10 protein-coding genes and 2 other annotated features are annotated in these 12,376 nt (G+C 38.2%); of the genes, 4 read left to right on the top strand and 6 right to left on the bottom strand.

From position 1 onward, the window contains the following. Window positions 1–57: 57 nt before the first annotated feature. On the top strand, window positions 58–1,752 hold the full coding sequence (locus CRI88_RS17440; RefSeq protein WP_036128588.1) for a methyl-accepting chemotaxis protein: 1,695 nt from the start codon (window positions 58–60) through the stop codon (window positions 1,750–1,752). A gap of 68 nt (window positions 1,753–1,820) precedes the next feature. Here CRI88_RS17440 and CRI88_RS17435 read toward each other — a convergent pair whose 3' ends face one another. Beyond that, window positions 1,821–2,573, bottom strand: coding sequence for an HAD-IIB family hydrolase (locus CRI88_RS17435; protein WP_101966892.1), 753 nt, complete (start codon window positions 2,571–2,573; stop codon window positions 1,821–1,823). Between the two features lie 198 nt (window positions 2,574–2,771). Beyond that, window positions 2,772–3,010: a binding site (T-box leader), on the top strand. Window positions 3,011–3,101: 91 nt separating this feature from the next. Between CRI88_RS17435 and CRI88_RS17430 the strand changes: the two genes are divergently transcribed. Continuing rightward, window positions 3,102–4,673 carry a 2-isopropylmalate synthase gene (locus tag CRI88_RS17430; protein WP_101966891.1) on the top strand — a complete coding sequence of 524 codons (1,572 nt, stop codon included), beginning with the start codon at window positions 3,102–3,104 and terminating at the stop codon, window positions 4,671–4,673. Between the two features lie 107 nt (window positions 4,674–4,780). Here the strand turns inward: CRI88_RS17430 and metG are convergent, their stop codons facing one another. The 4 genes from metG to rsgA all read right to left on the bottom strand — a co-directional run bounded on the left by metG (window position 4,781) and on the right by rsgA (window position 9,007). Next, a complete protein-coding gene (metG, locus tag CRI88_RS17425; protein WP_089933745.1) occupies window positions 4,781–6,415 on the bottom strand; it encodes a methionine--tRNA ligase in 1,635 nt (544 codons plus the stop codon). Between the two features lie 57 nt (window positions 6,416–6,472). Continuing rightward, window positions 6,473–6,734, bottom strand: a binding site (T-box leader). Window positions 6,735–6,830: 96 nt separating this feature from the next. Beyond that, entirely contained in the window at window positions 6,831–7,478 is a 648-nt protein-coding gene (locus CRI88_RS17420; RefSeq protein ID WP_101966890.1) for an HAD-IA family hydrolase, read from the bottom strand. 15 nt (window positions 7,479–7,493) lie between these two features. Next, entirely contained in the window at window positions 7,494–7,919 is a 426-nt protein-coding gene (gene fosM, locus CRI88_RS17415) for a FosM family fosfomycin resistance protein (protein WP_101966889.1), read from the bottom strand. A gap of 17 nt (window positions 7,920–7,936) precedes the next feature. After that, window positions 7,937–9,007, bottom strand: a complete 1,071-nt coding sequence (rsgA, locus tag CRI88_RS17410) for a ribosome small subunit-dependent GTPase A (RefSeq protein WP_058843898.1) — start codon at window positions 9,005–9,007, stop codon at window positions 7,937–7,939. 402 nt (window positions 9,008–9,409) lie between these two features. Between rsgA and CRI88_RS17405 the strand changes: the two genes are divergently transcribed. Together CRI88_RS17405 and CRI88_RS17400 are read left to right on the top strand one after the other, a co-directional pair. After that, window positions 9,410–10,492: a type III polyketide synthase gene (locus CRI88_RS17405; RefSeq protein ID WP_036128609.1), complete on the top strand. Its 1,083-nt coding sequence runs from the start codon at window positions 9,410–9,412 to the stop codon at window positions 10,490–10,492. A gap of 1 nt (window position 10,493) precedes the next feature. Continuing rightward, complete coding sequence (locus tag CRI88_RS17400) at window positions 10,494–11,036, top strand: isoprenylcysteine carboxyl methyltransferase family protein (protein WP_101966888.1); 543 nt, start codon at window positions 10,494–10,496, stop codon at window positions 11,034–11,036. A 19-nt stretch (window positions 11,037–11,055) separates the two neighbouring features. On the opposite strand, the gene CRI88_RS17395 is transcribed toward CRI88_RS17400, so the two are convergent. Continuing rightward, window positions 11,056–12,249 carry a GTP-binding protein gene (locus tag CRI88_RS17395; RefSeq protein ID WP_101966887.1) on the bottom strand — a complete coding sequence of 398 codons (1,194 nt, stop codon included), beginning with the start codon at window positions 12,247–12,249 and terminating at the stop codon, window positions 11,056–11,058. Between the last annotated feature and the right edge of the window lie 127 nt (window positions 12,250–12,376).

The raw sequence follows: 12,376 nt of genomic DNA, 5'->3' as shown, positions 1-12,376 counted from the left end.
ACATATTTCATTATTTTGTAACATTTCTACTAATTACTGAGAAAGGACATTTCAACTATGCGATTTACTATCTACAAGAAATTATTACTCGGTTTTTTTATAGTGATTTTAGTGCTTGTTACGACAATTGGTTTAAATATAAAACAGCTAGATTCTGTAAATAAGACCTATCGTACATTACTGGAGGAACAAACAACTAAATCAATCAGTATTCAGGAATTACGAGTTATTGCAAAACAAGAAATTGTTAGTATGCGTGGCTATTTACTGCTTGGAGACAAGCAAAATTATCAAAGCAATCAGGACTCTCGCGAGGAATTTAAGCAAAAATCTGAAGAGTTGATGGCTACTTTAGATTCTGATGAATCAATAAAATTCTTAGAGGCTATTAACAAAAGTGAGCAAAGTGTCCAACAATTCGCTGACCGTATGTTTGCGTTAAAGGCTGAAGGAGAAACTGAAAAGTATGAAAAACTTGATAGTACTCAAGGACGCCTAATCATTAAACAGTTTGATGAACGCGTTGAAAACCTTTCAAATTATCAAAGTGACTATATTGATAAAAAAATGGCTGCTACATCAAAACAAATTCAAGATATTAAACTCCAAATGCTTCTACTTGGGGTCTTTGCTGTTGTCATAAGTCTGATAATTGCAATGGTTGTAGGAAGCCTAATGTCCCGCCCTATTAATGGCATGGCTAAAGCTGCTAAAAAAATAGCGGAAGGCGACTTAACAGCCGAACAAATTCGTATTAAAAACCGTGATGAGGTGGGTGACTTAGCCCTTGCCTTTAATCAAATGGCTGCAAATTTAAAGGATTTAATTACAAATGTCCGTCAAAACACAGTGCAAGTTAGTGGCTCTGCTGCTGAGTTAACAGCAAGTGCAGACCAAACTATACAGGCTACAGAACAAATCACTTCTTCTATTCAAGAGGTTGCTAGTGGCTCTGAAGCCCAAGGAAAAAATGCCTCAGAAAGCTCTGAAGCGATGAAAAATATGACAAAGGGCATACAGCAATTAGCTTCTACGACGGCTGCGGTTTCTGAACTGGCAATCGAAACGAATTCAGAAGCTAAGAAAGGCAATGATTCATTACATCGTGTCATTTCTCAGATGACAACAATTAATACAGCCGTCTTAGAGTCGGCAAGTGTTGTGAAAAATTTAGATGAACATTCTATTGAAATTGGCAATATTATTGGGATTATTACGGATATTGCTGAACAAACAAATTTATTAGCACTTAATGCTGCAATTGAAGCGGCTCGTGCAGGCGATCATGGGCGTGGTTTTGCCGTTGTTGCTGATGAAGTGAAAAAGTTAGCAGAGCAATCGAAAAAATCCGCGGAGCAAATTGCTACTTTAATTTCTGAAATTCAGCAAGATACAAATCGTGCTGTGACCGTGATGGATACCGGTACGCAAGAGGTTCAAATTGGTATGAAAGTTGTAAAAGTAGCAGAAGAAGGCTTCTCTAAAATTGTCGAGCTTATTGAACAAGTTTCCATGCAAATCCAAGAAGCTACAACCGTGTCGGAGGAGATGTCATCTAGTGCAGAGCAAATTTATGCTTCCTTTGATGAAATAGCAACGATTGCACAAATGTCCTCATCTAATTTACAAAATGTCGCTTCTGCCTCAGAAGAACAATTGGCTACTATTGAAGAAGTGGCAGCTTCAGCAGCTACCCTTTCAAATATGGCAGAAGAGCTTCACACGCAAGTTTCTCGTTTTAAATTAGATTAAATAAAAACTGCTCATTTTCTGAAGGTTTATTGCCTCTAGAAAATGAGCAGTTTTTTAGTTATATATTTCTATGTACTGTACTTTACACTTAGCATAAGAAGCATTTCAATGACGGCAGCTTCCTCGCTAGGAACTTGTAATGTAGCCATTTCACGTACCTGGTGCTCTCCTACACAGATACTTTCCTTCGCCTTCAAAAACATAGAAGCATCATTTGCATCATTTCCAAATGCAATAAACTCTCCTGCAGCAACACCCAATTTAGATAAGCCGTTCCATTTATCAATACCATTAGGACTTATATCCACAATATTTTCTGAAGCATGCTCATACAGACTCACCGGAAGCTTTTGTAGTTCAGACAATACAGCTTCTCGCTGTTCCCCTGGAAATAACACTACCTTTACAATGTCATGAATATCCTGCAATGCTACTTTTTTTGCCGCTTTTAAAGGATCTAGATTTCGATAAATTGGATGATCCTCACTTCCTGTATAAGCATAATCCCAATGACTATCTACTAGATATGGTAATTGAAAAGCGGTAATAATCTGCCGAATACCCTCCACTATTTTTGAAGCAAAAGCTGTCACCTCAATTGTTTCTCCATCACGAGCAACAAATGCCCCGTTACCACCTACCATTGGATATACTCTCATTGATTCTGGTAATACCGGTAATAGATCACGTATTGGTCTTGCAGAGGCAAACATCACTTCATGTCCATGCCGTCTACATGCTTCTAAAGCATTGATGATTCCTTCACTTAACGGTTTCCCTTTAAAACAAATAGTCCCATCTAAATCAAAGACAAATTTCATGGTGTTTCCTTCCTTTCATGGTGTTCAATTACTCCATTATTATCTCACAGAAATTACTATTTTTAGTGGTTTCCTATACATTTCACTAAATATCAAATGATTAATAAGATACACATCGTTTAAGACAGAATTAAAAAAATTTTTAGAATATTATTGACAGGAAGTTAATATCCAAGTATTATTGCTTTCAACAACACATTGCAGGCCAAGATTGGAAATAGTAAAAGTGATTGTGTACTTGTAGAGAGCCGATGGTTGGTGTAAATCGGTAGACACACATTTTGAACTCGTCCATGAGCTACTCCCTGAACATAGTAGTAAGGGATGTCGGTTTCCCCCGTTAACAGGATAGACAGTGATAGCTGTCGATAAGTGGACTTTTTCTGTAATGAGAAGGTCAATTAGAGTGGTACCGCGAGCATAAACTCGTCTCTATTTTTATATAGAGATGGGTTTTTTTATTTTTTTAATGACTTTGGCCTACGTGTAGATTTTAGATACTAATTACGACAAAAGGAGTGTTTGAGAATGGGAAGAAAAATTTGGGTGTTTGATACAACTTTACGTGATGGCGAGCAAGTGCCTGGTGCAAAGCTAAATCTATATGAAAAAGTAGAGATTGCACAGCAACTGAAAAAACTAGGGGTCGATATTATCGAAGCTGGATTCCCCGCTTCATCACAAGGTGATTTTGATGCTGTCAGGGCCGTAGCTGAAAAGGTCGGCAACACGAACGACATCATGATTACAGCATTAGCACGTGCAGTGAAGGCAGATATTGATGCCGTCTATAACGCTGTAAAATATGCAGAAAATCCAATGATTCACATGGTACTTGGAACATCCGACATTCATGTGGAGAAAAAATTCAGCAAATCAAAGGATCAAATTCTACAAATTGGTGTAGATGCTGTGAAGTACGCTAAATCATTATTGCCGCAAGTTCAATATTCCACAGAGGATGCGTCTCGTTCAGATTTTGAATATCTTTGGAAAACAATCGAAGCTGTTATGAAAGCTGGCGCAACTATGATTAATGTTCCTGATACGGTTGGCTTTGCAGAACCAGAAGAATTTGGAGAGATGATTTTTAAATTAAATGACCGTATGAAAAATTTAAACGATAGCGTTCTTCTAAGCGTTCATTGTCACAATGACCTAGGGATGGCAACGGCTAATACACTTGCTGCCATTAAAAATGGGGCGGATAAAGTGGAATGTACAATCAATGGTATCGGTGAACGTGCAGGTAATGCTGCATTAGAGGAAGTTGTCATGGCGCTAAAAACTCGTAGCTCTGTCTACAACGCTGAGACACGTATCAATACAAAAGAGATTATGAATACTTCACGCCTTGTTTCTAGCTTTATGGGCCTAGATGTCCAGGTCAATAAAGCTATTACGGGAGATAATGCGTTTGCGCATTCTTCTGGTATTCATCAGGATGGTTTGCTAAAATCCCGTGATGCTTATGAAATTGTTCACCCTGAAGATGTAGGTCTTGATGATATGGAGCTAGTACTAACAGCTCGCTCTGGTCGCCATGCAGTAAAAAATGCCCTTGAAAAATTAGGATTTACTAATCTTTCTACAGATGAATTTGAAGGCATTTTTGAAGGCTTCTTAAAGCTAGCGGATGCGAAAAAGGAAGTATATGATCACGACTTATACGTTATTGTGGAAAGCTATTATGAAAAACATGATGCCAATAATAAAAATGCCACACATTATAGTGACCAATTCTTTGATATCGACGATCTACAAGTCGTCAGCAATACTAGCTTCCCTTCTGCAAGTGTGAAAGTTCGTAAAGGCGGCGAAGTCTTTAAAGCAAGTGCAGTAGGCTCTGGCCCAATCGATGCCTTATATTCAGCCATTGCAGAAATTACAAACATAGATATAAAACTAGTGGAATACAATATCAATAGTGTTTCACGAGGCAAAGAGGCTTTAGGTAAGGTGAAAATTACGATTGAGTATGATGGCGAAAAGTATATTGCCAAAGCAGCTGATACTGATATTCTAAAGGCAAGTGCCTTAGCCTATATTAATGCTATCAATAGCATTGTTGTAGCAAAATTAACACCTGTGATGAATTAAATTGAATTGAAAAAAGCAGTATGTCGTATGTGAACTACCCCGTAAAAATTAGACATCAATCTATCTTTTTGGGGTCAGATCATATGAGTCATACTGCTTTTTCAAATCTAACGACTGTCCCTCACTAATTTTTGATACTCTTCTTCAATTCGTTCAATGTCAAGACGTTCAAACAAAGGAGCTACTGCTTGAATCATTTGAGGCAATTCTACTTGTTCATGCCACATCATTTCCTGTATGCCTAACATATTCCTTACCTTCTCTGCTGAAAATGGTAAGAAAGGATGCAGTAGCTGTCCTAAATTAGCAATAATATAGACACAGGTTGCTAGTGTACGATTACTAGCCTCCACATTTTCTTTTACTTGTTGCCATGGCTGTTGTACGTCAAAATAGCGATTAGCCCCTCGAATATACTCAAAAATGGCTTCTAACGCTTGTTTAAAATGCCCTCCTTCAATCAGCCTGCCCGCTTCATTAAACAGCTGAACGGTTTGTTTACGAATATTGCTATCTACTTCAGCCTGTGGCACCTGGCTGGCAAAGGATTTCTCAATAAACTTCAATGTACGATTGACAAAATTACCATAGGCACCGAGTAATTCACTATTATGACTGTAAATAAATTCTCGCCATGAAAAATCAGTATCACGGTTTTCTGGCGCATTCATCGTTAAGAAGTAGCGAATGGCGTCTGCGTCATAACGACTTAAAATATACGGAACCCACACAGCCCAATTTTGACTAGTTGATAATTTTCGTTTTTCTAATGTTAAATATTCGTTCGATACGATATGTGTTGGTAATGCTTGCGCCCCAATTCCCATTAAAATAGCTGGCCAAATAACCGTATGGAAAGGAATATTATCCTTCCCATGGACATAATACGAAATGGTCTCTTCATTCCATAAATCCTCAATCGCTATTTGATGCTCTTTTGCCCACTCTAGACTTGCTGATAGATAACCAGCTACTGCTTCAATCCATACATATATTTTTTTCCCTTCAAAGCCTGGCACTGGGACATCTATGCCGTTTGGTAAATCTCTTGTTACTGCTCGGTCAGGAACCCCTTCTGCCAAGTAACGCTCCGTTAAACCTAAAGCATTATCTCGCCAACGTTTATGGGCCTTCGCTTCTGCCACATAAGACTCCAATCTACCTTGAAATTGACTAAAGGTAAAATAAAAATGCTCTGTCTCACGAATAACAGGCTCATTGCCACATATTTTGCAACGTTTATCTATTAAATCCAGTGGGTCTAAGATTTCTGAGCAGTTATCACATTGATCTCCCCTTGCCTTTGCACCACAATTTGGGCAAATTCCTTCAACAAATCGATCGGGTAGAAATTGTTGATCTGTCTCACAGTAAGCCTGTTCAATTTTCTTTTTGTATAAAAAATTGTTAGCTAGTAGCTGTAAAAATAGGCCCTTTACGGATTCATGATGGTGTTCTGCATCTGTTCTAGTGTATAAATCATAGGTAAATCCTAAATCACGAAAGCACTGCGTAAATTCAGCATGATAGTGATTGGCAATGGCCTCTGTTGTTGTATTTTCTTGTGCTGCACGAATAGAAATAGGTGTACCATTACAATCACTGCCTGATACATATAAAACCTGCTCACCTTTTTGTCGGTAATATCTAGCCAAAATATCACCTGGTAATAGTGCGGCAACATGCCCTAAATGCAAAGAACCATTTGCATATGGCCAAGCGCCTCCAATAACAATTGTCATTCTAGTTTGCTCCCCTCACTAAAAAAGTGGTAAAAAAAAATCGTCCTAATCAAATCTGATTAGGACGAGTATACCCGTGTTACCACCTATATTTACAAATAGCTCACACTATTTGTCTCCATCAGTACGTCTCCATTCAAAATGAGAGATACTGCCGCTGTTGTAACGAGTGCCCATCTCGTCGTAATCTACTTGCTAAAAAGCTTTCGGTACGAAGCTCAAAGGTCATTTTCAAAAGGGTTCATTTACCTCATTTCCACCAACAGAGGCTCTCTACAAAATGCTGCTCCAATTTACTTTTCCTTTTCAATGCTTTTCCTATAGGATTGGCACTATTTTACGCTTTCTAGTGATGAAATGCAATCATTGTCGTTAAATCAACTCTATTTTTCGATAAAGATTAAAATTTAAGCAATTAATTGAATGTGATGTTTAATAACGCTGTTAAATCATCTATTATAATTTCTGCCTTTTGCAATTCATTATCCTGTGCAAAGCCAAAACGAACGCCTATCGACTGTAGTTGATTGTCATGTGCAGCCTGAATATCCGACGAACGATCTCCCACCACTACCCCGTTCTGGATTTCATTTTCTTCTACAACTCGTTTTACTAGATCTGATTTATGCCCACTTACAATAGATTGAATGCTGTAGATTCCCTTTATAAAACGCTCTAATTGATAGGTTTCAACAATCGCCTGTAAATAGTCAACCTGTCCATTACTCGCTATGTATAACGGATAATTCTCTGATAATGCTGCAAGAGTTTGTTCAGCATATGGATATAAAGCTCCCTGATGATTGCGTATTTGCTCAATCAGCTTTACATGGAATAAAACATTGCTCTCTTCACGTATCTCTATTGCATGCATAGGACATAATGTTTCCCACACAACAGGTAAAGGAACGCCCATTATTTCTCTGTATTTTTCTATCGGTGTTTCTCCTTGCCACAAGCCACTTGTCCGTAGCACATCAAATGTTGCGTCGAGCGCAGGCTCTAATATAAGATTTGTTTGAAATAACGTGCCATCCATATCAAAAATAAAAGCTTTATTCATAGAATCACTCCCTGATTAATTATCAAAAAACGTCATGTGAGGCTTTTCCTGCTGATAATAAGCCAAACGATCTTGCAAAGTTCCTGTATGAAATTCAAATTTATGACCATCTGGGTCTGTAAAGTAAATCGATTTTTTGTCCTTCTCATCTCTTTGACGCCCTGTTAAAATATTGACCTTTAATTGTAGCAATTTATCATACATTTTGTCATAGTCATCCTCACAAATAGTAAAGGCGATGTGGGTATAGGAATGATGGATTTCATTCCGTGGTATATCCCTCTCTACATTCAGGGCGAGCCACAGCCCATTTACATCAAAATAGGCTGTGCTTTTCCCCTTTACTAGCAATTTAGCATCGAAAACATTTTCATAGAATGCGATGGATTCCTCTAAATTGGATACGGAAAATAGTAAATGATTAATATGTTGAATGGTCATAACTAAGCTCCTAATGCTTATTTTTTACCTTTTTTTATTCCTTTAGAAATCTGCTTCCATTTACGTTGCTCCTCAAGTTTCGCCTGTGCATTGGTTTTGCGTTCCATATAAGCTAATTCTCTTTGGAGCTTAAAGTAGCTTTGGAGGCGATATTGATCCAACTCTCCATCAACAATAGCTTGCTGGACAGCACAATAAGGCTCTTTTTGATGAGTACAATCACGATAACGACAAGCTGTTGCTAGTTCCTCAATATCTTGAAAGCTGGAAGCTAAACTATCACCTTGATCCCATAATTGAAGCTCACGCATCCCTGGTGTATCGATTAAACAGCCCCCATCTGGTAATATGACTAACTCTCGATGAGTAGTTGTATGACGACCCTTAGCATCTTCCTCACGAATACCAGCAACCTTCATCAGCATCTCCCCACACAAAGCATTTGTTAAGGTCGACTTCCCTGCCCCTGAAGAGCCTAGCAATGCCCCTGTCACTCCCTCCGTGAACAATGTCTTAATTTCCATTAAGCCTTCGCCCGATAAAGCACTCGTCACAAAAATATCTACACCAAATGCTACAGACTCAACTTCTTGTACCAAGCTTGCAGTATCCTCACATAAATCTGCCTTCGTCAGGACAATCACTGGCCTTGCCCCTGAATCCCAGGCAGCTACTAAATATCGCTCCAAACGTCGAATATTAAAATCAGCGTTCAAGCTCATAACAAGTAACACAATATCCACATTCGATGCCACAATTTGTTCTTGAATTTCCAGACCTGCAACTTTGCGTGAAAAGACAGATTTCCGTTGAAATAATTGATGAATAATGGCACGTTCCTCACCAGGCATTTTCTCTACTAGCACCCAGTCACCTACTGCTGGATAATCCTCTCTTGCTAAAGATGTGTAAGCATAATGACCAGCAATTGTCGCAAGCCATTCGCCCTCTTCAGCTAACACTCGGTAAGAATGCTTATGCTCCAATGTAACCCTCGCTGGCACACAATTCTTCAATTTAGGCTGTTTTTTCATTTCCATCATTTGCTCTTCAAAATACGTTGTAAAACCTACTGTTGTTAAATTCAATTTATTTTCCTCCTAAACGTACATATCCTTGACGCCTCAGCGCAATGTCTGTAATATCCGCCAGAGACTCTATCGTCATTCAGCATTTTTTGAACCACGAAAAAAACCTTGTAGCTGCAATTCGGCAGTTACAAGGTTTCACAGGCACGTTTAAAAGATACACAAATACCCCGAGTTATAGCACGGCGTCACTTTGTATATTTTAGGCGTGTGAAATGGAACAAACCGAATTGCAGTTCGCTAAAAATAGATCTATTCATCATGTCACATCACCTTCTTTCCATTTAGTTGTTATCAATATAGCTAAATTTTCAGAAATTGTCAATTATAATCTTATAAGCATTTATTCTAATCCTTGACGCATAGAATAAACAAGACCACTAAATGCGAGGAGATGTTGAATTGCCTAAAATCATTTCTATTAGCACACATCAACCACCTTACACATTACAGCAATCAAATGCAGAGGAACTAACGAAAGAGCTTTTCTATGCAAAAATCCCAAAACTAGAGCGCTACTTAAAGGTTTTTGAAAATGGTGGCATCGACACCCGCCATTTTTGTGTTCCATCAGAATGGCATCGTACGAATCACTCCTTTGAGGAACGCAATGATTTATATATTGAATTAGCTACACAATACAGCGTGAACGTCATCCAGGCATGTTTAGAAAATGATGCTTTTTTATCTTCACCCATTTCTCCCGAAGAGATTGATGCCATCATTTTTGTCAGTAGTACTGGCATTTCAACACCAAGCATTGATGCGCGTGTGATGAATAAACTTCCCTTTTCAGATCGACTGAAACGTATTCCACTATGGGGGTTAGGATGTGCTGGCGGAGCAGCAGGTGTAAGTAGAGCCTTTGATTTTTGTAAAGCCCATCCACACGCGAAGGTGCTTGTCGTTTGTGTCGAGTTATGTAGCCTCACTTTTCAGCCAAATGATTTTTCTAAAAGTAATTTAATCGGTGCTTCTCTTTTTGCAGATGGTGCTGCTTGTATTCTCGTTTGCGGAGACGACTTAACCATCGATACAAAAAAAACAACACCTTCTATTTTGGCAACAGGCTCTAAATGGATGCCAGATTCAGAAAATGTGATGGGTTGGAATGTAAAAAACAATGGACTTCATGTTATTTTTCAAAAAAGTATTCCTGCCATTATTACTAATTGGCTTGGACCATTCATTGAAAAATTTTTAATGGAACAAGGACTATATAGTGAGCAACTTACTCATTTCATCGCTCATCCTGGAGGGAAAAAGGTTTTAAAAGCTTATGAAGATACACTTTATTTGTCTCCCCAAAAAACCGACATTTCTCGGGAAATATTGCGCCAACATGGCAATATGTCATCACCAACTGTGTTGTATGTATTAGAGCAATTTATGCTACATGAAGGACAAGTGGAGGATACAGGTTTACTCGTCGCTCTTGGCCCTGGTTTTTGTGCAGAAGCTGTATTATTAAACTGGAGGGAGTAACATGATCTTCTATCTTATTTTAACTATTGTCATTCTACAAAGACTGACAGAGGTTGTCATTGCCAAACGCAATGAGAAATGGATGTTTTCACAAGGAGCCTATGAAGTAGGTGCCTCTCATTATCCCTATATGGTCACAATGCATGTTAGTTTTTTTCTGTTTTTAATTGTAGAAATCGTCACAAATAACAATGGTATCTCGCCCTTATTCCCATTATTTTTTCTATTATTTATAGCTGTGCAAGCCTTAAGGATTTGGTGTATTCGCTCTTTGGGCTCCTTTTGGAATACAAAAATTCTTATATTACCTGATGCTCAAGTTGTCCGTAAAGGGCCATATGAATATATGCGTCATCCCAATTATGCGGTAGTTTGTTTGGAAATCCTTTTACTACCTCTCATGTTTCAGGCTTACTTTACAGCATTTTGTTTTACATTATTAAATATTACAATGCTTTCTGTACGAATTCCTATAGAAGAAAAAGCATTACGAGATGCTACTAATTATAATCGTGTATTTCAAAAGAAGATTTCGGAGTCTTAACCGAAATCTTCTTTTTTTCTTAATGCCATTCCCAGTTGAATGGGTCCTGTAGACGCTCCCAAGGATTATGGAACTCTTCATCCGTTAATAAACAGTTGTCCAATTGTTTGATTATATCTTCTCGATTTAAATCAATCCCAATAATAACAAGCTGTGTCATTCGATCTCCAAATTCCTCATCCCAATCCTCCAATACTTCAGGACTTTGCTGAAATACATCCTGCTGCTGTGCTTTAGGTAGGGCTGCTATCCAATAAGAAACAGGTTCAATTTTTGCAGATGACCCAGCCTGAGATAATAATAGTGCAACATCCTGATGTCTTGCACTCCAAACAATTCCCTTTGCTCGTACAATCGATTCTGGCATTTGATCACACCACTCAACAAAACGCATCGGATGGAAGGGTCTTTTGCTTTTATAGGTGAATGAAGATATTCCATACTCTTCTGTCTCTGGTGTATGATTTTCATGACCAAGCTCTAATTCCTTTAGCCAACCAGCCGACTCTGAAACCCGTTCAAAGTCAAAGCGACCTGTATTTAAAATATCTGCTGGATCAATGACACCGTTTGTTGTACGAATAAGTTTCGCTTCTGGTTGCAATGCACGCAAAATACGTTCTAACCGTTCAAGCTCCTCTGCCGATACTAAATCACACTTATTTAAGACCAGGACGTCACAAAATTCAATTTGATCAATGAGCAGATCCGCAACATCACGTTCATCTAATTCACCAACCGCTTCCTTACGTTCTAATAAGCTTTCTCCCGACTGAAAATCATGCCAAAAGCGATGTGCATCCACGACAGTAACCATTGTATCTAATTGGCAAAACTTCGTTAAATCGATGCCAAGCTCCTCATCTAAATAACTAAATGTTTGTGCAACTGGAATTGGCTCACTAATCCCCGTCGATTCAATCAAAATATAATCAATATTGCCAAGCTTCGCAAGACGTTCCACCTCCTGCAATAAATCCTCTCTTAATGTACAACAAATACAGCCATTGGATAGCTCTACAAATTTTTCCTCTGTACGCGATATACCGCTGCCATTAGCAATCAGCTCCGCATCAATATTAATTTCACTCATATCATTCACAATAACCGCGACACGTAAATCCTTGTTGTTTTGCAATACATGATTCATCATAGTTGTTTTACCAGAACCTAAATAACCACTCAATACTGTAACGGGAATTCTCTTTGTCATTATTACAACTCCTTAAATCGTAATCATTACTATTTACAATTTGTAATTAAATCATACAATATTGGAAAATGCAAAGCTTTTTATTACTTACAAAAATAAACTTGACAATATTCGGTGAGAAATATAT

The organism is Lysinibacillus fusiformis (genome assembly GCF_002845985.1).
In the GTDB taxonomy this organism is placed as follows: domain Bacteria; phylum Bacillota; class Bacilli; order Bacillales_A; family Planococcaceae; genus Lysinibacillus; species Lysinibacillus fusiformis_D.
Note: the sequence above shows the minus strand (reverse complement) of the source record. Positions and strands in the feature narration are given on the sequence as shown.

Bases quoted from the DNA above. Each gene is read 5' to 3' on its own strand.
- CRI88_RS17440 (WP_036128588.1), top strand. From the start codon at position 58: ATGCGATTTACTATCTACAAGAAATTATTACTCGGTTTTTTTATAGTG.
- CRI88_RS17435 (WP_101966892.1), bottom strand. From the start codon at position 2,573: ATGAAATTTGTCTTTGATTTAGATGGGACTATTTGTTTTAAAGGGAAA.
- CRI88_RS17430 (WP_101966891.1), top strand. From the start codon at position 3,102: ATGGGAAGAAAAATTTGGGTGTTTGATACAACTTTACGTGATGGCGAG.
- metG (WP_089933745.1), bottom strand. From the start codon at position 6,415: ATGACAATTGTTATTGGAGGCGCTTGGCCATATGCAAATGGTTCTTTG.
- CRI88_RS17420 (WP_101966890.1), bottom strand. From the start codon at position 7,478: ATGAATAAAGCTTTTATTTTTGATATGGATGGCACGTTATTTCAAACA.
- fosM (WP_101966889.1), bottom strand. From the start codon at position 7,919: ATGACCATTCAACATATTAATCATTTACTATTTTCCGTATCCAATTTA.
- CRI88_RS17400 (WP_101966888.1), top strand. From the start codon at position 10,494: ATGATCTTCTATCTTATTTTAACTATTGTCATTCTACAAAGACTGACA.
- CRI88_RS17395 (WP_101966887.1), bottom strand. From the start codon at position 12,249: ATGACAAAGAGAATTCCCGTTACAGTATTGAGTGGTTATTTAGGTTCT.